At 68.0% G+C, this 24,638-nt stretch carries 23 protein-coding genes and 1 other RNA gene; 6 read left to right on the top strand and 18 right to left on the bottom strand.

The features are described 5' to 3' along the window. Window positions 1-109: 109 nt before the first annotated feature. The 5 genes from dapB to hrcA form a co-directional block, all read right to left on the bottom strand. Window positions 110-829 carry a 4-hydroxy-tetrahydrodipicolinate reductase gene (gene dapB / locus AC1DER_RS00600; protein WP_477244287.1) on the bottom strand — a complete coding sequence of 240 codons (720 nt, stop codon included), beginning with the start codon at window positions 827-829 and terminating at the stop codon, window positions 110-112. 62 nt (window positions 830-891) lie between these two features. Then, a complete protein-coding gene (gene dnaJ, locus AC1DER_RS00595; protein WP_477244285.1) occupies window positions 892-2,016 on the bottom strand; it encodes a molecular chaperone DnaJ in 1,125 nt (374 codons plus the stop codon). A gap of 171 nt (window positions 2,017-2,187) precedes the next feature. Beyond that, window positions 2,188-4,098 (bottom strand): molecular chaperone DnaK, encoded by a 1,911-nt coding sequence (gene dnaK / locus AC1DER_RS00590; protein ID WP_477357556.1) that lies wholly within the window; start codon window positions 4,096-4,098, stop codon window positions 2,188-2,190. 135 nt (window positions 4,099-4,233) lie between these two features. After that, window positions 4,234-4,764 carry a nucleotide exchange factor GrpE gene (gene grpE / locus AC1DER_RS00585; protein ID WP_441814572.1) on the bottom strand — a complete coding sequence of 177 codons (531 nt, stop codon included), beginning with the start codon at window positions 4,762-4,764 and terminating at the stop codon, window positions 4,234-4,236. A 202-nt stretch (window positions 4,765-4,966) separates the two neighbouring features. Beyond that, window positions 4,967-6,022 carry a heat-inducible transcriptional repressor HrcA gene (gene hrcA, locus AC1DER_RS00580; RefSeq protein WP_477244281.1) on the bottom strand — a complete coding sequence of 352 codons (1,056 nt, stop codon included), beginning with the start codon at window positions 6,020-6,022 and terminating at the stop codon, window positions 4,967-4,969. 128 nt (window positions 6,023-6,150) lie between these two features. Here hrcA and recN point away from each other — a divergent pair, with 128 nt between their 5' ends. Continuing rightward, window positions 6,151-7,830 carry a DNA repair protein RecN gene (gene recN / locus AC1DER_RS00575; RefSeq protein ID WP_477244279.1) on the top strand — a complete coding sequence of 560 codons (1,680 nt, stop codon included), beginning with the start codon at window positions 6,151-6,153 and terminating at the stop codon, window positions 7,828-7,830. 48 nt (window positions 7,831-7,878) lie between these two features. Here recN and AC1DER_RS00570 read toward each other — a convergent pair whose 3' ends face one another. Continuing rightward, window positions 7,879-8,313, bottom strand: a complete 435-nt coding sequence (locus tag AC1DER_RS00570; RefSeq protein ID WP_477244277.1) for a potassium channel family protein — start codon at window positions 8,311-8,313, stop codon at window positions 7,879-7,881. Between the two features lie 91 nt (window positions 8,314-8,404). After that, a complete protein-coding gene (gene fur, locus AC1DER_RS00565; RefSeq protein ID WP_158730850.1) occupies window positions 8,405-8,806 on the bottom strand; it encodes a ferric iron uptake transcriptional regulator in 402 nt (133 codons plus the stop codon). A gap of 182 nt (window positions 8,807-8,988) precedes the next feature. Between fur and AC1DER_RS00560 the strand changes: the two genes are divergently transcribed. Next, window positions 8,989-9,387, top strand: coding sequence for an outer membrane protein assembly factor BamE (locus AC1DER_RS00560; RefSeq protein WP_441814576.1), 399 nt, complete (start codon window positions 8,989-8,991; stop codon window positions 9,385-9,387). A gap of 63 nt (window positions 9,388-9,450) precedes the next feature. On the opposite strand, the gene AC1DER_RS00555 is transcribed toward AC1DER_RS00560, so the two are convergent. After that, a complete protein-coding gene (locus AC1DER_RS00555; protein ID WP_477244274.1) occupies window positions 9,451-9,714 on the bottom strand; it encodes an RnfH family protein in 264 nt (87 codons plus the stop codon). Further along, entirely contained in the window at window positions 9,711-10,157 is a 447-nt protein-coding gene (locus AC1DER_RS00550; RefSeq protein WP_441814578.1) for a type II toxin-antitoxin system RatA family toxin, read from the bottom strand. Before AC1DER_RS00550 ends, AC1DER_RS00555 begins: the two co-directional genes overlap by 4 nt. A gap of 58 nt (window positions 10,158-10,215) precedes the next feature. Here AC1DER_RS00550 and smpB point away from each other — a divergent pair, with 58 nt between their 5' ends. After that, a complete protein-coding gene (gene smpB, locus AC1DER_RS00545) occupies window positions 10,216-10,728 on the top strand; it encodes an SsrA-binding protein SmpB (protein WP_477357553.1) in 513 nt (170 codons plus the stop codon). A 15-nt stretch (window positions 10,729-10,743) separates the two neighbouring features. Here smpB and AC1DER_RS00540 read toward each other — a convergent pair whose 3' ends face one another. Then, entirely contained in the window at window positions 10,744-12,939 is a 2,196-nt protein-coding gene (locus tag AC1DER_RS00540; RefSeq protein WP_477244269.1) for a CHASE domain-containing protein, read from the bottom strand. Between the two features lie 166 nt (window positions 12,940-13,105). Here AC1DER_RS00540 and ssrA point away from each other — a divergent pair. Further along, window positions 13,106-13,459: a transfer-messenger RNA gene (ssrA, locus tag AC1DER_RS00535) on the top strand. Window positions 13,460-13,512: 53 nt separating this feature from the next. On the opposite strand, the gene AC1DER_RS00530 is transcribed toward ssrA, so the two are convergent. After that, the gene (locus AC1DER_RS00530) at window positions 13,513-14,589 is read right to left on the bottom strand and encodes a DNA topoisomerase IB (protein WP_477244267.1); all 1,077 of its coding nucleotides are present in this window, start codon (window positions 14,587-14,589) and stop codon (window positions 13,513-13,515) included. Between the two features lie 98 nt (window positions 14,590-14,687). On the opposite strand from AC1DER_RS00530, the gene AC1DER_RS00525 reads away from it, so the two are divergent. Beyond that, window positions 14,688-15,314, top strand: a complete 627-nt coding sequence (locus AC1DER_RS00525; protein WP_477357550.1) for a GIY-YIG nuclease family protein — start codon at window positions 14,688-14,690, stop codon at window positions 15,312-15,314. Between the two features lie 67 nt (window positions 15,315-15,381). Here the strand turns inward: AC1DER_RS00525 and AC1DER_RS00520 are convergent, their stop codons facing one another. Beyond that, the gene (locus AC1DER_RS00520) at window positions 15,382-15,654 is read right to left on the bottom strand and encodes a GlsB/YeaQ/YmgE family stress response membrane protein (protein WP_441814583.1); all 273 of its coding nucleotides are present in this window, start codon (window positions 15,652-15,654) and stop codon (window positions 15,382-15,384) included. 116 nt (window positions 15,655-15,770) lie between these two features. Between AC1DER_RS00520 and AC1DER_RS00515 the strand changes: the two genes are divergently transcribed. After that, window positions 15,771-16,271, top strand: coding sequence for an MgtC/SapB family protein (locus AC1DER_RS00515; protein WP_477244263.1), 501 nt, complete (start codon window positions 15,771-15,773; stop codon window positions 16,269-16,271). Window positions 16,272-16,286: 15 nt separating this feature from the next. On the opposite strand, the gene AC1DER_RS00510 is transcribed toward AC1DER_RS00515, so the two are convergent. The 6 genes from AC1DER_RS00510 to AC1DER_RS00485 form a co-directional block, all read right to left on the bottom strand. Then, window positions 16,287-19,397, bottom strand: coding sequence for an error-prone DNA polymerase (locus AC1DER_RS00510; protein WP_477244261.1), 3,111 nt, complete (start codon window positions 19,395-19,397; stop codon window positions 16,287-16,289). Continuing rightward, window positions 19,394-20,806: a Y-family DNA polymerase gene (locus tag AC1DER_RS00505; protein WP_477244259.1), complete on the bottom strand. Its 1,413-nt coding sequence runs from the start codon at window positions 20,804-20,806 to the stop codon at window positions 19,394-19,396. Before AC1DER_RS00505 ends, AC1DER_RS00510 begins: the two co-directional genes overlap by 4 nt. A 12-nt stretch (window positions 20,807-20,818) precedes the next feature. Further along, a complete protein-coding gene (gene imuA / locus AC1DER_RS00500; protein WP_477244257.1) occupies window positions 20,819-21,451 on the bottom strand; it encodes a translesion DNA synthesis-associated protein ImuA in 633 nt (210 codons plus the stop codon). A gap of 9 nt (window positions 21,452-21,460) precedes the next feature. After that, window positions 21,461-22,069 carry a transcriptional repressor LexA gene (lexA, locus tag AC1DER_RS00495; protein WP_477244255.1) on the bottom strand — a complete coding sequence of 203 codons (609 nt, stop codon included), beginning with the start codon at window positions 22,067-22,069 and terminating at the stop codon, window positions 21,461-21,463. 227 nt (window positions 22,070-22,296) lie between these two features. Next, the gene (locus AC1DER_RS00490) at window positions 22,297-23,031 is read right to left on the bottom strand and encodes a YiaD family glycine zipper/OmpA-like lipoprotein (RefSeq protein WP_441814589.1); all 735 of its coding nucleotides are present in this window, start codon (window positions 23,029-23,031) and stop codon (window positions 22,297-22,299) included. 93 nt (window positions 23,032-23,124) lie between these two features. Beyond that, on the bottom strand, window positions 23,125-24,594 hold the full coding sequence (locus AC1DER_RS00485; RefSeq protein WP_477244253.1) for a WS/DGAT/MGAT family O-acyltransferase: 1,470 nt from the start codon (window positions 24,592-24,594) through the stop codon (window positions 23,125-23,127). Window positions 24,595-24,638: the final 44 nt, after the last annotated feature.

Raw genomic sequence — 24,638 nt, 5'->3', positions numbered from 1 at the left:
GTCTTGAATGAATGGCGGCCAGGGATTCTTCAGGCCTGCGATGGTGGCGCGAGGCCACCAATCGGGGCTTCAGCCCGTCCGGCGGCCCCGGTCGGGCGTCAATGGCGGTTCAGAGCAAATCGCGCAGGCGGTACTGGCCAGGCGCCTTCGCGGCGAGCTTGGCGGCAGCGTGCAGTGCTCCGCGGGCGAAGATGTCGCGGTTGGTGGCCCGGTGCACCAGCTCGATGCGCTCGCCGGCGGTGGCGAATTGCACCAGGTGCTCACCCACGATGTCGCCGGCCCGCAGCGAGGCGTAGCGCGGCTGCGCCCCACCGTACTCGGCGCTGGCGCCCAGGGCCAAGGCAGTCCCGGACGGCGCATCCTTCTTGTGCACGTGGTGCGATTCCACGATGTCGCAGTCCCAGCCCGGCAGTGCCGCGGCAGCCCGTTCGACCAGTTCGCTCAGCACGGCCACGCCGAGGCTGAAGTTCGCCGCCCACAACAGCGCGATGCGTTGCGACGCCACGCCGAGCGCCTGGCGCTGACCCTCTTCGAGCCCGGTCGTGCCGGACACCAGCGCAGCTCCGCGATGGCTGCACAACTCGAGGATCGCGTCGAAGCCCTGCGGCAGGCTGAAATCGATCGCGACATCGAACGGCGGCACGCCCGACAGCTCGGTCGCGGCGAAGTGCGGCACGCCTTCGACGACGCGCTGGGAAGGCTGTGAGCGCGATACCGCGGCGACCACGGCGATGTCGTCGCGCTCGCCGGCCAGCCGCAGCAGGGCCTGGCCCATGCGGCCGCTCACTCCGTGGATCAGCACACGGACCGGTGGGATCGATTCATTCATGCGCGCAGGCTAAACGCGCATTCATCGCGCGACAAGGCCGCGCGATGGGCAAACACGATTGCTCAGGACGTCATCCGGTCCCAGAAGCCCTTCACCCCGTCCAGAAAGGTGGAGGCGCGCGGCGAATGTCGACGGGCTCCCTCCCCGACGAACGTCGCTTCGAACTTCTCCAGCAGCTCGCGCTGCTCAGGGGTCAGGTTGACCGGCGTCTCCACCACGATGCGGCAGTACAGGTCGCCCGGCGCGCGGCTGCGCACCGACTGCACGCCCTTGTCGCGCAGGCGGAACAGCTTGCCGGTCTGGCTCTCGGCCGGAATGCGCAGTTCGACTTCACCATCGAGCGTGGGCACGCGGATGGTGTCGCCGAGCGCCGCCTGCGAAATGCGCACCGGCACTTCGCAATGCAGGTCGTCGCCGTCGCGCTGGAAGATCTCGTGCTCGCGCACGCGCACGTCGACATACAGGTCGCCCGGGGGCGAGCCGGCCGGGCCGGCCTCGCCCTCGCCGTTGAGGCGGATGCGGTCGCCATTGTCGACGCCCGCCGGAATCTTGACCTGCAGGGTCTTGGTGCGCTCCAAGCGCCCCTGGCCGTTGCAGTCGCCACACGGGTTGGCGATGGTCTTTCCGCGGCCGCCGCAATGCGGGCAGGCCTGCTGCATCGAGAAGATGCCGCGCTGGAAACGCACCTGGCCGCGACCCTGGCAGGTCGAGCAGGTCTCCAGGTTGCCGTCGGCCGATCCGGTGCCGTCACAGGTGTCGCATTCGTCGAGCGTCGGGATCTCGATCTGCTTCTCGATGCCGCCGACCGCCTCTTCCAGCGACAGCTCCATCACGTAGCCGATGTCGGCGCCGCGACGCGGTCCGCGGGCAGCGCCGCCACCGAAAATGTTGCCGAAGATGTCGCCGAAGATATCGCCCATGTCGGCGTAGCCGGCCCCGCCGCCACCTCCGCCCATGCCGTGCTCGAACGCAGCGTGGCCATGCTGGTCGTAGGCGCGGCGGCGATTGCCGTCGGCCAGGACCTCATAGGCCTCCTTGCATTCCTTGAACGTCGCCTCGGCGGCAGCGTCGCCCGGATTGCGGTCCGGGTGGTGCTTCATCGCGCAGCGGCGGTAAGCCTTCTTCAGGTCTTCGTCGCTGGCGTCACGGGCCACGCCCAGGACTTCGTAGTAATCGCGCTTGCTCATTGCCGGGAATGACTCGGAAACTCAGTAAAAGGGGAAATCGTCAAAGCGAAGGACCGCGCGGCCCCTGGAATGCAGTGGGCGCGACACGAGAAAGGGGAACCGGTTGCGGAAGCACTGCCGTTGGCTGCGCTGTCCTCACTCCGGCTCCCCGTTCCAGTGACGAGTTCCGCCTTACTTCTTGTCGTCCTTGACTTCAGTGAACTCGGCGTCCACGACGTCATCGGACTTCGGCGCGCCACCACCGCCTTCCTGGCCCGGCTGCGACGATGCGGCAGCGGCGGCGAACAGCGATTGCGCCGCTTCCTCCAGCGCCTTCGACTTGGCCTCGATCTGGCCCTTGTCGTCGCCCTTCATCGCCGTCTCCAGCTCGGCAATCGCGCCTTCGGTGCGGCCGATCACGTCGCCGGCGACCTTGTCGCCATTGTCCTTGATCGCGCTGCGGGCGCTGTGGATCAGCGCGTCGGCGTGGTTGCGGGCCTGCACCAGCTCGTGGAACTTCTGGTCTTCCTCGCGGTTGGCTTCCGCGTCGGCGACCATCTTGGCGATCTCGTCCTCGGACAGGCCGGAGCCCGCCTTGATCTCGACCTTCTGTTCCTTGTTGGTCTTCTTGTCCTTGGCCGACACGTGCAGGATGCCGTTGGCGTCGATGTCGAACGACACCTCCACCTGCGGCATGCCGCGCGGCGCGGCTTCGATGCCGGTCAGGTCGAAGCGGGCCAGCGACTTGTTGTAGCGAGCCTGCTCGCGCTCACCCTGCAGCACGTGCACGGTCACCGCGGACTGGTTGTCCTCGGCGGTGCTGAAGGTCTGCGAGGCCTTGGTCGGGATGGTGGTGTTCTTCTCGATGATCTTGGTGAACACGCCGCCCAGGGTTTCGATGCCCAGCGACAGCGGGGTAACGTCGAGCAGCAGCACGTCCTTGACGTCGCCGGCCAGCACGCCGCCCTGGATCGCGGCGCCCACTGCCACGGCCTCGTCGGGGTTGACGTCCTTGCGCGGTTCCTTGCCGAAGAACTCGGCCACGGCCTGCTGCACCTTGGGCATGCGGGTCTGGCCGCCGACCAGGATCACTTCGCTGATCTCGCTGGCACGCAGGCCGGCGTCGTTCAGGGCGATGCGGCACGGCTCGATGGTGCGCTTGACCAGGTCTTCGACCAGAGCTTCGAGCTTGGCGCGGGTCAGCTTGATGTTGAGGTGCTTGGGGCCCGAGGCGTCAGCGGTGACGTACGGCAGGTTGACCTCGGTCTGCTGCGCGCTCGACAGCTCGATCTTGGCGCGCTCGGCCGCGTCCTTCAGGCGCTGCAGGGCCAGCGGGTCCTTGCGAAGGTCGATGCCCTGGTCCTTCTGGAACTCCTCCACGAGGTAGTCGATGACGCGCTTGTCGAAGTCCTCGCCACCCAGGAAGGTGTCGCCATTGGTGGCCAGCACCTCGACCTGCATCTCGCCGTCGACGGACGCGATCTCGATGATCGACACGTCGAAGGTGCCGCCGCCCAGGTCGTAGACCGCGATCTTGCGGTCGCCGCCCTTCTTGTCCATGCCATAGGCCAGCGCGGCCGCGGTCGGCTCGTTGATGATGCGCTTGACGTCGAGGCCGGCGATCTTGCCGGCGTCCTTGGTCGCCTGACGCTGGCTGTCGTTGAAGTAGGCCGGCACGGTGATCACCGCTTCGGTGACCGTCTCGCCCAGGTAGGCTTCGGCGGTCTTCTTCATCTTCGCCAGCACTTCAGCGGAGATCTGCTGCGGCGCCATCTTGTTGCCGTCGGCGGTGGACACCCACGCGTCGCCGTTCTCGTGCGCGACGATGGCGTACGGCACCAGGTCGAGGTCCTTCTGGACTTCGGCGTCGGTGAACTTGCGGCCGATCAGGCGCTTGACCGCGAAAAAGGTGTTCTTCGGGTTGGTGACGGCCTGGCGCTTGGCCGAGGCGCCGACCAGGACTTCGCCGTCCTTGGTGAAGGCCACGATCGAAGGCGTGGTGCGATCGCCTTCCGCGTTCTCGATGACCTTGGCCTTGCCGCCTTCCATGATCGCGACGCACGAATTGGTCGTGCCCAGATCGATACCGATGATCTTGCCCATGTGTGTAGCTCCCTCGCTAATGCTTGAAATTGAGTGGCGCCGAATCTGTAGTGGCGCCGATGTGCGTTATCTGGGGGCCGGCGGCGGGCTCTTCAAGCGACCAGTGGCCGCATGGCGCCTGCCTGCCCCGCTCGTTCAGTCGTGCTTGGCCACCACCACCAGCGCCGGGCGCAGCAGGCGCTCATTGAGCAGCCAGCCCTTCTGGTAGACCTGGACCACGTCGCCCGGTGCATGCCCGGCGCTCTCGACCATGCTCATCGCCTGGTGCTGCTCCGGGTTGAAGCTCTTGCCGGCCGGATCGATCGCGACCAGACCGTTGTCGGTGACGACCTTGAGCAGCTGGCGCAGGGTCAGCTCCATGCCTTCGCGCAGGTGCTGGGCGGTGTCGGCCTGGATGGTGAGGCCGGCTTCGAGGCTGTCGATCACCGGCAGCAGGTCGCCGAGCACGCGCTCGTTGGCGAACTTGCGCGCCATGTCGATGTCGCGGGCCATGCGCTTGCGCTGGTTGTCGAGTTCGGCGCGTTCGCGCAGCGACTCTTCGCGCACCTGCGCCAGTTCGGCACGGACGGCCTCAAGCTGGGCGGCCAGCGAGGCGCCGTCGGCGGTGCCGCCGGCCAGGTCCGGGGTGTCGTTGTCGGGGGTTTCAATCGGGTCGATGTGGGTCATGCGGTGCTCCATCCCTGCGCCAGGGGCGCCAAACATTCGGAAATCCGCGCTCATGCGCGACAGGGCAGCAATGGGGCCGCCCCGCGAGGTTTCAAGACGAACTGTTCCATTGGCAGCGGCCAGGCCGCGCCCGGGGGCGTCAGGGACGGTCCGGGGCCGGAGCCGTGGGCCCTGCCCTCACCGACCTGCCGGGGACGGGACCTCAGGACTCGGAATGGATCGCCGCGCCCAGTGCGTCGGCGGCGGCCTGCACCACCGGGATCACCCGGTCGTAGGCCATCCGGCTCGGCCCGATCACCCCGAGCACGCCCAGTACCTGGCCACTGCCACCGGCGGCAACGTAGGGAGCGGTCACCAGCGACATCCCCTCCAGCGGCGCCAGGCCGGTTTCTTCGCCGATGAAGATGCGCACGCCCGGCGCCTGCACGGTGCGCTCGAGCAGTTGCAGGATCTCGCGCTTGCGGGCGAAGGCATCAAACAGGTCGCGCAGGCGGTCGAGGTCGGCCAGCTCCTGCACGCCCATCAGGCGCGTCTGCCCGGACAGGACCATGTCGTCGCCACCCGGGGCCAGGGCCTGCTCGGCCAGCTCCACCGACTGCGTCAACAGCGTCTGCATCTCGGTCTGGGCGCTGCGCAGCTCGCGCACCAGGGTGGCGCGGATGTCGGCCACGGTGCGCCCGGCAAAATGGGCGTTCAGGTAGTTGGCGACGCGCTCGAGTTCGCCGGCGTCGAACGGGCGGCGGGTCTGGACGATGCGGTTCTGCACTTCGTTGTCGGCGAAAACCAGGATCGCCAGCACGCGGGCGCCGTCGAGCGGGACGAAGTCGATCCGGCGGAAGGCGAACTGCTCGCGCCGGGGCACGCTGACCACGCCGACGAAGTGGGTCATCGCCGACAACAGCTCCGAGGCACTGCCCAGCAGCGCCTGGGTGCCGGAACCGGCCGGCAGCTCGCCGCGAAGGCGGGCCAGGTCGCTGTCGGGCAGCGGCCGCACCTGCAGCAGCGAGTCGACGAACAGGCGGTAGCCCTGCGCGGTCGGGATGCGCCCGGCCGAGCTGTGCGGCGCGCTCAGCAGGCCGGCGTCTTCCAGGTCGGAAAGGATGTTGCGGATGGTCGCCGCGCTGACGTCCAGGCCGGCATGGCGGGCCAGGGTCTGCGAGCCGATCGGTTCGCCGCTGTGGATGTAGCGGCCAATCAGGGTGCGCAACAGCTGCCGTGCACGCGGGTCGAGGCTGGGATCGGCAGATTTGCGGTTCATGGCGTCGCTATTGATAGGGCGCAGCCCGGGCAGGTGCAAGGGTTTTCGCGACCGGCGCCGCCGATCTGAACCTGCGAGACGCCGCCCCGCTATCACGCCGCAACCGACACGAGGCACAATCGCGCTCCATGCTCGTCCATCTCTCCCTCAAGCAGTTCGCCGTGGTCAACGAAGCCGAGCTCGGCTTCGGCCCCGGCCTGACCGTCATCTCCGGCGAGACCGGCGCCGGCAAATCGTTGCTGGTCGATGCGCTGGGCCTGATCTCGGGCCTGCGCGCCGACAGCGGCGTGGTCCGCCATGGCGCCGATCGCGCCGAACTGGTCGCCGGCTTCAGCCTCGACGACGTCCCGCTGGCGCGCGCCTGGCTGCGCGACAACGAGCTCGACGAAGACGATGCCTCCCAGGACGCCCCCTGCCAGATCCGCCGCGTGATCCGCGCCGACGGCGGCTCGCGCGCCTGGGTCAATGGCCGCCCGGTCACCCTGGGCCAGCTCAGCGAGCTGTCCGCGCTGCTGGTCGAGATCCATGGCCAGCACGAACACCAGGCGCTGCTGTCGCGCCCCAGCCAGCTGGCGCTGCTCGACGCCTTCGGCCGCACCCAGGCCGAACTGGCGGCTGTCGGCACTGCCGCGGCGCGCTGGAGCGCATTGCTGACCGAGCGCGACGAACTGTCGGCCAAGGGCGACGTGTCCGACCGCATCGGCTGGCTGGAACACCAGCATGGCGAGCTCGACCGCGAGGACCTCGAGGCCGACGCCATCGCCCGCCTGCAGGACGACCACCGCCGCCAGTCCCACGCCGCCGACCTGATTTCGGCCTGCGAAGGCGCCTTCGCCCGCCTCGGCGGCGACGAAGGCCCATCGCTGTCGCGCAGCCTGCAGCAGGTGCGCAGCGACCTGCAGCGCGTGCTCGAACACGAGCCCCGGCTGGGCGATGTCGACGGCATGCTCGACGCCGCCGCGATCCAGGTCGACGAGGCCCTGGCCCTGCTCGACCGCATCCGCAGCGACCTCGACCTCGATCCCTCCGCCCTGGAAGCGATCGAACAGCGCCTGACCCGCATCCACGAACTGGCGCGCAAGCACCGGGTTCCGCCCGAGCAGCTGGCGACCCAGCGCGATGCGATCGCCGCCGAACTGGAATCCCTGCAAGGTGCCGGCGTGCGCCTGGCCCGCCTCGACAGCGAGATCGAGACCGCGCGTCGCGACTGGCGCCAGGCCGCCGACGCCCTTGGCCGGATGCGCCGCGAAGCGGCAGCGAACCTTTCTGCCAGCACCACCGCCCTGATTTCCGAACTGGGCATGGGCGGCGGCCGCTTCGACGTCCAGATCGAGCCGATCGAGACCGACCGCCCCGATCCGCAGGGCGGCGAGCGCGTCGAGTTCCTGGTCGCGGCCAACCCGGGGCAACCGGCGCGGGCCCTGCGCAAGGTCGCCTCCGGCGGCGAACTGTCGCGCATCTCGCTGGCCATCGAAGTCGCCGCGCTCGGACTGGATACGGTGCCGACGATGGTCTTCGACGAAGTCGACACCGGCATCGGCGGCGCCGTGGCCGAGATCGTCGGACAGAAGTTGCGCGCGCTGGGCGCCAGCCGTCAGGTGCTGTGCGTGACCCACCTGCCGCAGGTCGCGGCGCAGGGCCATGCCCATTACCGCGTGAGCAAGGCCGCCAGCGAGGGCGTCACCCAGAGCGCGGTGCAGCTGCTCAATGCCAAACAGCGTGAGGAAGAACTGGCGCGGATGCTCGGCGGCGTCGAACTCACGCGCGAAGCGCGCGCTGCAGCCAAGCGGCTGCTGGCCGACGTCTGACTCCGGATACTTCCTCCAGGCGCGAAGATGTTCGCGCCTGCAGCGATCCTATTCGAGAGGAATATTGCTCTCGGCCGCCTTCTTGCGCAGCGTCGTCTGCAGCACCGCCACCAGCAGTGCCACCGACCAGCCCGCGAGCAGCACGCCGACCAGGCTCTGCAGCGCGCCTACCACACGCCATTCCGGCGGCAGCAGGACGTCGCCATAGCCGAGCGTGGCGTAGCTGACGATCGAGAAATACAGCGACGTGTTCCAGTCCCAGTCGGCGTTCTTCCACTCGTAGAAAAACGCCCAGACTATGGTCTCGGCGCTGTGCAGCAGCATCAGCTCGATCACCACCCGGACCAGGAAGAAATGCAGGTAACGGCCTTCGCGCGGACGTTGCGCCTTGGCGAGCTGCCTGATCGTGATGGCGCTGTAACCGCTGTGCATGACCACGGTTATCGCGGTCAGCAGCAGCGCCCAGAGCAACTGGTTAAGCATGGCGTTCTTCCTTGTGGTTGGCCGCCCCTCCGCGATTGGAGGCGGCGGCAATGCTTGCTCTTCGGGCCTGCCCTGGCCCGGACCTCACACTTCAGCGCTTCTTGCGCACGTACAGCACCAGCGAATGCTCTTCGATCTCGTAGCCGTGCTTGGCGGCGATCTTGCGCTGCAGCTCCTCGATCTCCGCGCTCTCGAACTCGGTGATCTTGCCGGTGTCCACGTCCACCATGTGATCGTGGTGGTGGCCGCGGTCGAGCTCATAGACCGACTGGCCGGCCTCGAAATTGTGCTTGAGCACCAGGCCGGCCGCTTCGAACTGGGTCAGCACGCGATAGACCGTGGCCAGGCCGATGTCTTCACCGTGCTCGAGCAGGTGCCGATAGATGTCTTCGGCGGTCATGTGGCGCGGCTTGGACTGCTCGAGCAGTTCCAGGATCCGCAGGCGCGGGTGGGTGACCTTCAATCCGGCGTTGCGCAGGTCTTGCGATTCCATCAGGTTTCCTCGGGGTCAAGCTCTGCCGGACGGGCCTCCCCGGGCCCGGGGTACCGGGCGCCGGAACGCCCGATGAACGCGACCGGGGCGCCGCCGCCTGCGTCCGCGCTTGGTGGATGCGGGCTTCAGTGTATCATCGCCGCGTTATCCGCCTGTCGCAGACACCGATGCCGAAGCACACGATGCACAAGCTCCTGCTGGTCCTTTCCATCGCCATGATCACCGGTGGGTGCGGCATCCTCTACAAGCAGCCTATCTATCAGGGAAACCTGCTGGAAAAGGCCAATGTCGACCAGCTTCAGACCGGCATGAGCAAGCAACAGGTCACCCTGCTGCTGGGTTCGCCGTCGATCGAAGACCCGTTCCACCACAGCCGCTGGGACTACACCTCGACCCAGCGCACCGACCGGGTCGGCCATACCGAGATCAAGAACCTCACCCTGTGGTTCGAGGGCGACACCCTGGCCAAGTGGGAAGGCGACTACTTCCCCGAGCAGGACGAGGAACTGGCCAAGGCCGCGCCCAAGCAGTTCGGTCGCAACCTGCCCAAGGAAAAGGACAGCAAGCGCCGCGGGCGCTGAGTCCGGCCGCAGCGCGGGACCCGCGCTGCCCCCTGCCCCTGCGTTGGGGCAAATCCCCAGCCGTTACGTGCGTGGCGCCTGCCGCGCGCGTCGACGTCGCGACTCTTTCGGGTCGACCTGCAACGGCCTGAGCAACTCCAGGCGGTCGCCATCCTGCAGCCGGGTATCGGCACTGGCGCGGACGCCGAACACGGCGTAGCCAGTGGTTCCAGCGTCGCCTGCCAGTCCGGCCGCGGCCAGCGCATCGGCCACGCTTGCGCCTGCGGGCAACTCCAGATGGAGCGACTCGAAGCGTCGCGGCCAGGCGCGGATGACCTCGACCTTCATGCCCCGGCCGCCGCCTCTTCACCGCGATCGGCCACCTTGATGAAGTCGTCGACCATGCGGTCGGCCAGCCCCTGGAAACCGATCGCCATGGCCGGCCCGAGCAGCTTCACCTTCGGTTCGAAGCTCAGGGTCAGGGTGACCTTGCACGCCGACTCGTCCAGCGCATGGAACTCCCAGCGCCCGCCCAGGCTGCGGAACGGGCCATCCACCAGCTTGAGCTCGATGTGGTGAGGCGGCGACATCGTGTTTTCGGTCGTGAACCAGGTGCGCAACGCGCCAAACCCGATGTCGAGGCGGGCAACGATGCGGCCCTGCGCCTCCTCCAGGATCTGCGCCGCCTCGCACCAGTCGAACCGGCGCGGATAGGCGGCCACGTCGTTGACCAGCGCGAACATGCGCGCGGCGGAGTGTTCGACAAGGGCGGTGCGGCGGATGGTCTGCATGTCTGGGCTGGTTTCCGACGTGGTATCGCCCGGGCCCCGCTTCGGGGACAATGGAGCGATGTCCAAGAATTCCAACAATAAGACCGGCAAGGATAAGGGAAAGGGCGCCGCCGGCGGGACCATTGCGCTCAACAAGCGCGCCCGCCACGACTACCTCCTCGAGCAGAAGTTCGAGGCTGGCCTGTCCCTGCAGGGCTGGGAACTGAAGGCGATCCGCGCCGGCCGCGCCAACATCGTCGAAGGTTACGCCGTGGTCCGTAACGGCGAAATGTTCCTGCACGGCGTGCAGATCACCCCGCTGATCTCGGCCTCGACCCACGTGGTCCCCGAGGAGCGCCGCACCCGCAAGCTGCTGATGCACCGGCACGAGATCGACAACCTGATCGGCCGCATCCAGCGCGACGGCTACACCGTCGTGCCGACGGCGTTCTACTGGAAGGGCAACAAGGTCAAATGCGAGATCGCCCTGGCCAAGGGCAAGCAGGCGCACGACAAGCGCCAGGCGAGCAAGGAACAGGACTGGCAGCGCGAGAAGCAGCGCGTGATGCGCGGGCACAACAAGAACGCGTAGTTTCCGCGCGGGGTCTCAGTCGATCAGCTTTTCGCGCGGCAGCGTGAACCAGAACGTCGCCCCGTGCCCGACTTCACCTTCGGCACGGATCGTCCCGCCGTGGCGTTCGACGATGCGCTTGACCGAGGCCAGGCCAATACCGTGGCCGGCAAAGTCCTCGTTCTGATGCAGGCGCTGGAACGGCCGGAACAGCTTGTCCACGTACTCCTGCGCAAAGCCCGCGCCGTTGTCGCGGACGAAATATTCCGGGCCGGCCTCGCGCTGCACGGCGCCAAACTCGATCCGGGCGCCGACGCGATCACGGGTGAACTTCCAGGCATTGCCCAGCAGGTTGCCTAGCAGATTGCGCAGCAGCGTGGCGTCGCCAATAACGAACAGATCCGGTTCGACCAGGGTCTCGACCTGGCGCCTGCCGTCCCCCACCCTCAGTTCTTCCAGCACTTCGCTGGCGAGGCGACTGAGCTCGACGCGCTCCAGCTTCAGTTCGCCGCGGCTCAGGCGCGACATCTTCAGCAGCGCATCGATCAGCTCGCCCATGCGCGCGGCGGCGCGTCGCACGCGCACCAGATAGCCCTTGCCGGCATCGTCCAGGCCGATGGAATGGCGCTCGACCAGGATCCGGCTGAAACCGTCGATGGCGCGCAGCGGCGCGCGCAAGTCGTGCGAGATGCTGTAGGCGAAGGCCTCCAGTTCCTGGTTGGCCTGGCTGAGCTCGCGCGTGCGCAGGGCCACGCGCGCCTCCAGGGTGCGGTTGAGCGCGTGCACACGGGCTTCGGCGCGCAGGCGCTCGGTGACATCCTCCACCTGCACCAGGCCGGCAATGTCCTGGCCCACGTTGCCCGGCACCGGCGAGTAGGTCAGCTGCGCCTGGCGCGGCTCACCGCCCTCGCGGTGCAGGCGCCGGGTGGCGCGGTGCACGCCCTGCGCATCGGTGCTGCCGCTGGCATGGGCGATCATTTCCGGTTCGTCGCTTTCGAACAGCGCGTCGAAGCGCATGCCCACCAGCGCCTGCGGCGTCAGGCCCACGATGGTCGCCAGCGCCGGATTGGCTTCGACGATATGGCCCTCGCTGTCGAGCAACGCCTTGCCGATCGCCGAGTACAGCATGGCGCTGCGGAAGCGCTGCTCGCTGCGGCGGAAGTCCTCGGTCATGCGCACCGCGATCCGGTACGCCTGCGCCTCGGTGCGCGCCAGCATCCAGGCGATCGCGTACAGCAGCAACGACGAGAACAATCCCAGCGCGAGCAGGTTCTGCAGGCCCTGCAGGCGTGGCGCCGCTACCGCCAGCGGCGCCGAGTCGAAATCCACGCGCCAGCGTCGGCCGTACTGGTTGAAGCGCTCGCTGTGGTGGAACGCCGGCGCACGGCGGTCGCCGCCCTTGGGCGTGGCGAACAGGAGGCGCTCGTCGCCGCCTTCGTCGAAGACGCGGAAATTGGTGCTGCCATGCACGGCGCCCAGCGCATTGCTGACGAAACCTTCCATGCGCAATGGCACATAGGCCCAGCCCTGGATCTCGGACCGCCGCAGCCCGGTGGTCGCCGGCCGGCTACCGCCGCGGTAGACCGGCAGGTACAGCAGCAGCCCGGTGCCCTGCAGCGGGCCGTCCTGGATCAGGTGCACCGGACCGCTGAGGTAGGTGTTGCCTGTGTCCATGGCGGCGGTCATGGCCGCCCGGCGCACCGGTTCCGAATACATGTCGTAGCCGACCGCGGCGACGTTGGCTGGCGTCTTGGGTTCCAGATAGAGGATCGGGCCGTAGTCGGCGCGCTCGCCGCGCGGCCACACTTCGAGCATGCCGTAACCGGCATCGCGCCACAGCAGTTGCAGTTCCGGCAGGCGCGTGGCGGTCACGTACTCGCCGAAACCCAGCCCGACCATGCCCGGAAAGCGCTCCTGGATGTCCATTCCGTCGACGTAGGCCTTCCACTGCGCCGGCGTAGGCCGCTCCCGCGAGACCGAAGCGAACATCGACACACCGCCGCGCGCGACCAGTTCGTACTTGATCATGCCCTGGCGCAGCAGCTCGGTGACTTCCGCGCTCTTGCTGATGAACTCGGCCTCGGCGGCACGCAGCTCGCGCTCGCGCGCCGCCCGCCAGGCGGTGAACACCAGCACCAGTGAACCGACCAGCACGATCAGCGCCAGCAGGTAGCCCCGCCTTGGCGACAGCTCCGCGAGATCGGGGGTACGGGGGCCGGCGGCGTCGGTCATTGCGCCAAGCATACAAAGCCGGGGCGTCCGGCGGGGCATTGTCGCGGGGTTCGTCCGCTCCTGCCCTCGTCCGTTGGTTGAATGGCGGCCGCCCGGCGGAGCGTGATGGCGCTTGTATCGCCGCAGTGCGCCCCTATACTGGCTGAGTCAGCGAACAGCTGTCCCCGGGGGTGCACTGGCTTCGACGGGGGTTGCGAAATCGCCTGGCGCATGCCGAGGGGGTAGCTTTCCTCGTAAATCCAGCTGCAAACTTCTAGTTGCCAACGACGACAACTACGCTCTCGCCGCTTAAGGCGTAAGCCCCGAAAGTGCTTGTGTCCGTGTTCGCACCGTAGGGTCATCATCACGGAATCGCCGGGGACGGTTGCCTGTCAGTCTCTGGTCAACTCAAAACAGGCTGGTTCCCGGATGCGCTTTGCGCGCCGTGCTGTTCGGGGACGAGATCCAACGGAGCGCTAAGCATGTAGTGCCGGGGATGGAGTGCCTTCGGACGGGGGTTCAATTCCCCCCACCTCCACCATTCAAGCAAAAGCCCGCCTTGTGCGGGCTTTTTGCTTTCTGAACTCTTCACGCTCACTTCCGATGCGCACGCTTCAGCAGCCGCAGCGCCGCCTGCTCCCACTGCCGCGGCCCGCGCGCGCTGGTGGTGGCGCGGTGCAGGCGCCCATCCTCCCAGCAGGCGAAGACCACCGGGTCGATGTAGGACTTGCGGCAGATCGCCGGCGTGTTGCCAAGCACCTGCGCGACTTCCTTGATCACCGCGTTGCGGGTCGCCACCAGGCCCTGCGTGTCGGGCTGCCCGTCGTCCTTGCACGGGACTTCGCTGCCGGCCAGCAAGCGTACGGCCAGCAGGGTTCCGCCCCAGGTGCGGAAGTCCTTGGCGGTGAAGTCGCCACCCGTGGCGTCGCGCAGGTAATCGTTGACCAGGCCGGAATCGACCGGCTGTACCTCGTCGTCGTCGTCGCGGTACTGGAACAGCATCTGCCCGGGCAGTTGCTGGCACCGGTGCATCAGGCGGGTCAGGCGCGCGTCGTCGAGAACGACATCGTGCTCCAGGCCACTCTTGCCGCGGAAGCGGAACTTGGCCCGCCCGCCGCGCAGGAACTCGACGTGGCGGTTGCGCAGCGTGGTCAGGCCGTAGGAGCGGTTGCCACGCGCGTACTCGTCGTTGCCAATGCGCAGCAGAGTGTCGGCGAGCACGGCCACCACGATCGCCGATACCTTCTCGCGGCCGAGGCCACTGCGCGCCAGGTCGCTGCGCAGGCGTCGGCGCAGGCGCGGCAGCGCTGTGCCGAAGGCGATGATGCGATCGAACTTGTCGCTGTCGCGGACCTGGCTCCAGTCCGGGTGGTAGCGGTACTGCTTGCGGCCGCGGGCATCGCGACCGGTCGCCTGGATGTGACCATTGGCGCGGGTGCAGATCCATACGTCGCGATAGGCGGGCGGGATGGCGAGGGCGCGGATCCGCGCCAGCGTCGCGGCATCACGGATCCGCCGGCCGTTGGCATCGACGTATGAAAATCCCTTGCCTGCGCGGCGGCGGCGCAGGCCGGGATCGCCGTCGCTGACGTAGACCAGGCCGCCGGCCCTGGCCGATTGCACGGCCGAGTCGGACTTGCTGGCGGTCGTGGTGCGTTCGCGTGCGGCCATGTCCGCAGCATCCGGGCGGCTGCATCAAGGCCGCGTCACTGTTGCGGGTGTCCGTTCATGCACAGGCCGCGCACCCTTCCGGCGCGATCATCCGCTCCATGGCCTTCATCCGCACCGCCGACCCCGACAGCACCCGCGCCGTCAGCGAGGGGCCTAGCTATCTGTATGTTCTCCCGTGCGCGGGCGAAGACCTGCTCAAGCTCGGCTTCTCCCGCCATCCGCTCCGGCGAATGCAATCGCTGCACACCCGCTACTTCGACTTCTTCGACCTCGACCTGGCCTTCCTGGTCGAAACCGAAACCGTGCGCGATGCGCGCGATCTGGAACTCTCACTGGGCCATGCCATCGCCCTGCATTCGGCACCCGTCCCGCTGCTGGTCCGCGAGGAAGCCGGCGGTCACAGCGAGTGGTATCGCGGCGCCCTTGCGGTGCTGCAGGCCGACGCCGCCGCTCTCGCCGGCCGTGGATACACCGTCCACCGTCCGCTGCGTCCATGGCTGCGCCGCGAGTTGCTGCGCGGCCGCGACGATCTGTTCACTTGGGCGAGCAACCTGCTCATCGGCCTCGAGGGCGAACCGGACTGGCTCGACCAGCCGCAGATGGCGGCCCTGCGCCGGCACGTCCTCGACACACTGGACGCGTTTGCCGCGGTCGATATTCCGGTGGTCGAGGGGCTGCCCGATCTGCTGGGGCACTGGTACCGCAGTGCAGCAGGAAATCGATAGGCGTGCCAGGTTCCTGGTCAGCCAGCCGCAAGCGGCTGGCGCGCCCCTTCGACCATTGCGTGCTTGCTCAGCGCGCACGCCCACGGGTGAACAGGTTGACGATCGCCAGCAGCACGATCGCACCGAGCAGCGACAGCAGCAGGCCGCCGATGCTGAAGTTGCCATCGTTGATGTCGCCACCGCCGATGCCCAGCACGCCGCCCAGCCAGCCGCCGATGAACGCACCGACGATGCCGACGATGATGTTGAGAAGAATTCCCTGCTGACCGTCACGGCGCATGACGATGCTCGCGAGCCAGCCAATGACGCCACCCACAATCAACCAGATGATCATGCCCATGTCACACCCCTCCGTTTAGGTGGACCGATCCTAGGAAGGGCGATGTGACGCGCATGTGGCGGCATCCTGGCCCGATCGTGACGCCATCTATACATCCCCTGCCCGAGGGTGGATGTATGGACTGGACCTTGCAGCTCATCGTGCTCGGTGACACCGCCATCGCCATGGTGCTGGGCGGCGCGATCGGCTTCGAGCGCGAACTGAAGAACCGGCCGGCCGGCTTCCGCACGCATATGCTGGTGGCCGGCGCCGCCGCCCTGCTGGTTGGCCTGGGCCAACTGGTGATCACCGACCACCGCCTCGATGGCGAAGGCCTCACCCTCGATCCGCTGCGCCTGGTCGAAGCGGTTATTGCCGGCGTGTCGTTCATTGGCGCCGGTACGATCTTCGGCCATCGCGGATCGCAGGTCGTGGCTGGCATCACCACGGCCGCCTCGATCCTGATGGTCGCGGTGATCGGCGTGATGGCCGGGTTCCGCTACCACCTCTTGGCGCTGGCGGCGACGGTGCTGACCCTGCTGGTGCTGGCCGCGGTCGGCGCCATCGAGCGGCGCATGCTGGCGCGGGTGAAGGCCAGCGGAAGTGGTGACGGACACTCGAAGCTTTCGAAGAAGTAAGGCTGCTGCCGCGTTTCAGTGGAAGTCGCGCGAGCTGATGTCCAGTTCGCCCAGCAGCTCGCCATAGTTCACGAGCCGCTGCGCGATCACGTGCTGCACGCCATCGACGCGTTCCAGGCGCCCTTCCACCGCCAGCAGTTGCGACTCCAGCAGCACCCGCCGCTGGCGTTCGGCCAGGTGCTTCCAGACCACGACGTTGATCGTTCCCGACTCGTCTTCCAGCGTCACGAAGATCACGCCGCTGGCGGTCTGCGGTTGCTGTCGGCCGCGCACCAGCCCGGCCGTGCGCACGCTGCGGCCGTGCTCGACCTTGTCCAGCTCGGTGGAGCCCTTGCAGCGACGCGCGGCCAGCGCCTTGCGCAGGTACGACAGCGGATGGCGACCCAGCGTGGTGCCCGTCAGCGCGTAATCGGCGCGCAGGTCCTCGTCGGGCGTCGGCATCGGCAGGCGGATCTGCGTTTCCTTGCCGGAGACGGTCGCGCCCAGCAGTGGCAACTGTCGCTCGACGCCGGTGATCGCCCAGCGCGCGCGATGGCGATGGCCGGCCAGTGACTTCAGCGCGCCGGCGTCGGCGAGCAGGCCCTGCTGGCGGCGATCCAGCGCGGCGCGTTCGCACAGGTCGGCGACATCGTCGAAGGCACGCCGTGCGCGCGCCGCCTCGATGCGCTCGGCGGCAACACTGTCGAAGCCCTGGATCATGCGCAGCCCGAGTCGGATCGACAGCATCTTGTCGCGGAGCCCGGCCTGGTCGCGCAGGTGTTCGAGGCTGCAATCCCAGTCGCTGAAGCGCACATCGACCGGCAGCACGCCCACGCCATGGCGGCGCACGTCCTGCAGGATCTGGTCGGGCGTGTAGAACCCCATCGGCCAGCTGTTGATCAGGCTGCACGCGAACGCCGCCGGCTCGTGCCGCTTGAGCCAGCAGGTGACGTAGGTGATCAACGCAAAGCTGGCCGCGTGCGACTCGGGGAAACCGTAGCTGCCGAAGCCCTTGATCTGCTCGAAGATGCGCTGCGCGAACTCGAGCGTGTAGCCGTTGTCGAGCATGCGCGTGGTCAGCCGTTCGCGATGATGCTCCAGCCCGCCGTGGCGCTTCCATGCCGCCATCGAGCGGCGCAGCTCGTCGGCCTCGCCGGGCGTGTAGTCGGCGGCCTGGATCGCCAGCTGCATCACCTGCTCCTGGAACAGCGGCACGCCCAGCGTGCGCTCGAACACCTCGCGCAGGCGCGGCGGGTATTCGACCGGCTCCTGGCCGTTGCGACGGCGCAGGTAGGGATGAACCATGTCGCCCTGGATCGGCCCCGGTCGCACGATCGCGACCTCGATCACCAGGTCGTAGAAGTTCTTCGGCCGCAACCGCGGCAGCATCGCCATCTGCGCGCGCGACTCGATCTGGAACACGCCGACCGTGTCGGCGCGGCCGATCATCTCGTAGGTGTCGGGGTCGTCGGCCGGGATGTCGGCCATGGTCATCTCGCGCCGGCCGTGCAGGCGCAACTGGTCGAGGGTCTTGCGCACGGCGGTGAGCATGCCCAGGGCCAGGCAGTCGACCTTGGACACCTGCATGACGTCGAGATCGTCCTTGTCCCACTGGATCACGGTGCGGCCGTCCATCGCCGCGTTCTCCACCGGCACCAGGTGGTGCAGCGGCTGCTCGCTGATGACGAATCCGCCCGGGTGCTGCGACAGGTGGCGCGGGAACCCGATCAGCTCGGCGGTGAGCTGCATCACCCGGCGCAGGATCGGTGCCTCCGGGTCGAAGCCGCGCTCGCGCAGGTATTCGGGCATCGGCAGTTCGCCGGTCCAGCGTTCCATGGTCGCCGCCAGTTCGTTGACCTGGTCCGGCGGCAGCCCGAGCGCCTTGGCGACGTCGCGGATCGCGCTTTTGCCGCGGTAGCTGATCGCCACCGTCACCAGCGCGGCGCGCTCGCGGCCATAACGCTCGAACACGTACTGCAGCACTTCCTCGCGACGCTCGTGCTCGAAATCGATGTCGATGTCCGGCGGCTCGTTGCGCTCGCGCGAGAGGAAGCGTTCGAACAGCATGTTCATCGCGCCCGGGTCGAGTTCGGTCACGCCCAGCGCGTAGCACACCGCCGAGTTGGCGGCCGAGCCGCGGCCCTGGCACAGGATCGAGCGGCCGCGGGCGAAGCGGACGATGTCGTGCACGGTGAGGAAGTAGGACTCGTAGCGCAGCTCGGAGATCAGCGCCAGTTCGTGCTCGATCTGGTCGCGGGCCTTGTCGGGCGTGCCGGCCGGCCAGCGCCAGCGCGCGCCCTCTTCGGTGAGGTGGCGCAGCCAAGTCGCGGCGCTGTGGCCTTGCGGCACCAGTTCGCGCGGGTATTCGTAGCGCAGCTGGTCGAGGGTGAAACGGCAGCGGTCGGCAATGCGCAAGGTTTCGGCGAGCAGGTCGGCCGGGTAGATCGCCGACAGCGCGCGACGTGTGCGCAGGTGGCGCTCGCCGTTGGAGAACAGCAACGCCCCGGCCTCGACCACGGTGGTGCGGTGGCGGATCGCGGTCAGCGTGTCCTGCAGCAGCCGGCGCGAGCGCACGTGCATGTGTGCATCGCCGGCGGCGACCAGCGGCAGGCCGTGGCGATGGCCCAATTCGCGCAGGGCCTGCAGGCGTTCGTCGTCGTCCGGGCCGCGGTGCAGTTCGACGGCGATCCACAGGCGTTCGGGGAATATCGATTTCAGCCAGTCGATCTCGCCGTCATCGGCATCGACCGGCAGCCACAACGCCAGCAGGCCATCGGGCAACCCATCGAAATCCTCGCGCTGCAGCCGGTAGCGTCCCTTTTCTGCGCGACGCCGGGCGATGGTGATCATCCGGCACAGTGCGGCATAGCCGTCGCGGTCCTGCACCAGCAGCACCACGGCAGGCCCGCCCTCGATCCGCATCTCGCTGCCGACGATCAACGGCAGGCCGCTCTTCCGCGAGGCCTCCAGCGCGCGCACGATGCCGGCGAGCGAGCATTCGTCGGTGATCGCCAGGGCGCGGTAGCCCTGCTCTTTCGCGCGATCGAACAGCTCCTGCGCGACCGAGGCGCCACGCTGGAAACTGAAGGCCGACAGGCAATGCAGTTCGGCATAGTCGGGCAGCGTGCTCCCGGACAGCATGCTCATGCGAACCACCCGTGCAGCATGTACGGTCCGCGCTCGCCGGCGACACAGTAGGCCCAGGCGCGCTGGCCGCCGGAGGTCTCGATCAGGTAGTAGTCGCGGCGCACTTCGAAGCCGTCCCACCAGCCCGACTCGATGCGTTCGGGACCGGCGAGCACGGTCAGGGCGTGGTCGCGCAGCGGGATCGGTTGATGCAGCAGCCAGCCCGGGCGCGGCAGCGACGGCGGCGCGGCTTCGCGCTGTGCCGGCGCCTCCACACCCCAGGCGCGCTCGGGCCGGTGATCGCCGCGCACGGCCAGGCCATGCACCGCGTCGTCGCCCAGGCGCGCGCGCAGACGTTCGCGCAGTTGCGGCCACGGCATCGCCTGCTGCGAACGCGCATCGAACAGATCGCGACTGGCCGGCACGAACGGCGGCAGTTCCTGCGCGATCAGGCGCAGGCCGCGTACCGGTGCCGGCACCTGCGCCTGCTCGAGGCGGCCGCGGGTGAGTTCGAACAGCGTGGTCGCCGCGCGTTCGGGTGCGAGCAGGCCGACCGTGACTTCGCTGTCCTGGCAACGCTCGTGCTCGAGCACCAGCACGAAGCGCTGCACACCGCCGTCGCGTCCGGCCAGGAACGTGGCCAGGTCGGCGGTCAGCCGGCGCAGCGGGAACAGCAATGCCTGGCTGGATTCGATCTCGTGGTCGAACTCCATGCGTTCGTCGAACACATCCGGCGGCCGGTACAGGGTCAACGGCAGGGTCATCTCGCCGCGCAGCGCATCCAGGTACGGGAGCACCGTTTTCGGAAATCGCCGGGTGATGCTGTCGCGCGGCAGCTCGAAAACCTGGCGCAGGCGGCGCAGGCCCATGCGCGACAGCGACAGCGCGGTCTCGCGATCAAGCCCGGCACGCTCCACCGGAATCTGCCCCAGGCCGGTCAGCAGGCTGTCGTCGGTCAGGCCGATGCCATCGTGGACATTGGCCAGCACGCGCGCGGCATGCGGATTGGGCGCGGCCACCAGGCGATGGCGGAACCCCATCTCGCGCAACTCTTCGCGCAGCTGCGCTTCCAGCCGCGGCCACGGCCCGAACAGCTTCAGGCTGCGGCCGATCTCCAGCACGATCGCATGCGAGAACTGCGTGCTGACCTGCGAACTGAAACGGTAGGCCCAGGCCGCGACCAGGTCACGCCAGTGCGCCGCCTCTTTCGCGTCATGGGCGACGCTGGTGAAGCCGGCATTGATCGCCTGCGCCGCCGCCAGCGACTGCCCCGGCCGCAACCCGAGCGCACGCGCGGCCGGATTGACCGAATGCAGCACGCGCCGCTGCACCGGGCCGTCGATCAGCGCCAATGGCTGCTCGGGCACGGGCTGGCGGCGCAGGATACCGTCCAACGCCAGTTGCGGCAACAGCAGGCAGACCCAGCGCATGACGGTCCTGCCTCACTGCCAGTCGAAGGCAATGGGCCGCGTCGGCGCCAGGCCGCCGCGGCATTTGAGCACCCGCAGTTGCTGCGGGTCGGTGTCGATGGCGATGCGCAGCGCCGCCGGCGAAGGATTGCGCGCGGCCTTGGCCGGACGGATCGCGAAGCCCAGGCAACGCCCGGTTTCTGACGCCACCTGCAACCGCCGCAGCGCGCGATCGTCGGCGTGCAGCGGCCAGCACAGCACCGCCGCGCACGCGCCCGAGCGCAGGCACTGCTCTGCCGCCCACAGCGCATCGCGTGGCGGCGTGTCGATCACCTGCAACTGCGACAGGCGCACGCCGGCGCGTTGCCACGCCGGTGCGAATGGCACGTACGGCGGCGCGACCAGGACGATCGCGCCTCTATCGAGCGTGCCATCCTGCTGCGACAGCCGCGCCAGCGTCGGCCACAGCAGGCGCAACTCGCCGACGCCATCGGCGGGAATCAATAGTTCTGTCAGCGCACCGTCGGGCCAGCCGGCCGAGGGCAGCGCCGCATCGAGCATGGCGTGCCCGCTCGGCTGCGGACTGGCCGGCAGCACATGGCGCTGCTGACCTTTCCAGAGCCGGCGCTGGTCCAGCAGGCTGTCGATGGCGACGACCGCGCCCATGCCCTGCCCTCAGCCCTGCCGGATCAGACCGCAGAAGATGCCTTCAATGGCGAAGTCCTGTCCCGGCCCGACCACGATGGGCGAATGCGCCGGGTTGCGCGGCAACAGGCGGATGCCCTCGCCCTCGTGCTCCAGCCGCTTGATGGTGATCTCGCCATCGACCCGCGCCACCACCACCTGGCCATCGCGCGCCTCGCTGCTGCGATGCACCCCGACCAGATCCCCATCGAGGATGCCGTCGTCGATCATCGAATCGCCCTGCACCCTGAGCAGGTAATCGGGCGCACGCGAGAACAGCCGGCGATCGAGCCGCAACCGCGGCGCGTCCTCGACGATGTCGGCCCCGATCGGCACGCCGGCCGCGACCCGACCCAGCACCGGCAGGGTGACCAGCTCACCCGGCGCATCACGACCAAGCAGACGGATACCGCGCCGCTGGTTCGGCACCAGCTCGATCTGGCCAGCGTCGGCCAACGCCTGCACATGCTTTTTGGCCGCTGTGACCGAAGCGAACCCGAAAGCCTGTGCGATCTCGGCCAGGCTCGGCGGCTGCCCCTCCTCGATCCGATCACGGATGAAGGCCAGGACGGCGGTACGTTTCGGAGAAGGGCTGGCCATGGTGCATATATTTACACCTTGGCGTCAGGATTGAACAGATCCGCCTGTCGTCTTTGCGCGAGCGGTGATCATTGGCCCAATAGATTTCAACGCCTTACGAATGATTGCTGAAGCCCTGGCCGAAATGCCGGCCCGGGGATTGCGGAGCAGTGGGCCATGGATGGCCCACGCCCCGCGTAAAGACAGGATGTCGTCCGCGGGGCGTAGCGATCCACGGGTTGGCGGAATCAGGACTCGATCGGCACCAGCGTGATCTCGACGCGGCGGTTCTGCGCGCGACCCGACTCGGAATCATTGCTCGCCACCGGACGGGTCTCACCCGCGCCGACCACGATGAAACGATCGCGGTTGAGGCCATGACCGGTCAGATAGCCCGACACCGCATTGGCACGCTGCTCCGACAACTTCTGATTGTAGGCATCGCTACCAACGCTATCGGTATGACCGGCCACCTCGACGATGGTCTGGTTGTACTCCTGCAGCGTGCGCGCAACGTTGTCGAGCACCGGATAGAACTCCGGCTTCAGATTGGACTTATCGAAATCGAAGGTGATGCCGCTGGGCATGTTGAGCGTGATGTTGTTGCCGTCGCGGACGACATCGACACCAGTACCGGCCATCTGGTCGCGCAGCGCACGCTCCTGACGGTCCTGGTAGTTGCCGATCGCGGCACCGGCAAGGCCACCGACACCAGCGCCGACCAGCGCACGCTGGCGACGCTCGGTGGCATCGTCACCGCTGAGCAGGCCCGCGGCGACACCGGCCAGCGCACCGATCAACGCACCCTTGCCGGTCTTGCTCATGCCCTGCTGCTGCGCCGGCGGCGGCTGCTGACCCTGCTGCTGCGGCGGATACTGACCCTGCGGATACTGCTGGCCGTAATAGGGCTGGCTGGTGGCGCAACCGGCCAGCACGGCGGTCATCGCCAGCGCGGCGAATGCGATCTTGATCTGGTTCTTCATCGGGAAGGTCCTTCCTGGAAAGTCGGATGACTGAGAGTTGCGACAAGCTAATCACGTCCGCGTACAACGCGAGCGAGCAGCCATCACACCTATTCAGTTTCCGGCAGGGAACATGGCTTCTGCCGCAACGGCATCCAGCGTGTGCTCCCAACTTCCCATCAAGGACAGGTACAGCAGCTTCTCGAACTCGGCGCCGAAACGGCTGATCACCGCATCCGGATCCGGGATCAGGCGACCATCGGCGATCAGTCCGAAATGCACGCGTCCGTTGTAGCTCAGGATCGAAATGCCGATGCCGATCGAGCCGGTCTGAGGCACCCAGAACATCATCTCGCGCAGCATGCAGCCGGCCAGGTACAGCGGCTGCTGCGGCCCCGGCACGTTGGTCGCCACCGCCGTCGCCTTGCGGCTGAAAAGCTCCAGCGCCAATCCCTGCACCGCCGCCGGCGCCATGCCAAGCGCAGCCAACAAACCATACGCAACAATGGCTTGCCTGGAATTCTTCAGGTTACGCATGCATTCGGCCACGCGTTCCAGCCGACGAATCGGATTGCCCTCGCCGACCGGCAGATCGAGGAATACCAGGCCGAAGTGGTTGCCCAGCTTGCGTGCATGCTCCAGCGGCCGCAGGTTCACCGGCACCGTCGCCCGCAGCGTCATGCCATCGACGCGTTCGCCGCGCTCGATCATGTAGCTGCGCAAGGCGCCGGCGGCGGTCGCCATCAGCACATCGTTGACGGTGCAGTCGCAGGCGCGACCGACCGCCTTCACTTCCTCCAGGTCCAGCGGCTCGGCCCAGGCCACGCGCTTGCTCACGCCCAGGCGTCCGCGCAACAGCGACGGCGGATCGTCCGACAGCGCCAGCGCATGCAGCAGTTCGCGCGCGATCTCGCCGCCCTCCTTGGCCAGCACCGCGGCCAGGCCCGGGTCGCGATAGAAGTCCATGCCCTTCTCGACGACCTTGCTGCCGAGCTGCATGTAGCGGTCGACGGCGCCGACGCGTCGGGCAACCTCGGCGTGGTCCTGCTTGAGCCAGGCGCGCGGCAGTTCGCTGTCGCCGCTGGCGTCGGGCTGGGTGTCGGTCAGTGACAGCAGCACCTGCACCAGGGCGATGCCATCGGCGTAGCTGTGGTGGATGCGTGCAATCAGCGCCGAACCACCGTCGTAATGCTCGACCAGGTGGAACTGCCACAACGGCCGGTCGTGGCTCAGCGGCGACGACGCCAGCTGGCTGACGAAACGCTCCAGCGCGCGTTTGTCGCCACGCCCCGGCAACGCCGCCGGCTGCACGTGCCAGTCGAGGTTGAAGTTGGGGTCAGTGCGCCAGGACGCGCCGGCCGGCGTATCGACGGCCTTCTGGCGGAAACGGCGGTAGGACAGGAAGCGCTGCTTGATCACGCGCTTGAGCCGATCCAGCGACATCGGCTCGGCGAACATCAGCACGCCGGTGATCATCATCGGATTGGTCGGCCGCTCCATGCGCAACCAGGCCGTGTCCACGCGCGACATCGCCTCTCGGCGCGCGCGCTTGCGCGAAGTTGCCCGCTCTCCTGTCGTCGCCATGCGCCCTCCAAAGCCTTGCCGCGAGTGAATCACGCGGCCAAGAG

It is taken from the genome of Lysobacter sp. 05T417 (genome assembly GCF_056396405.1).
Note: the sequence above shows the minus strand (reverse complement) of the source record. Positions and strands in the feature narration are given on the sequence as shown.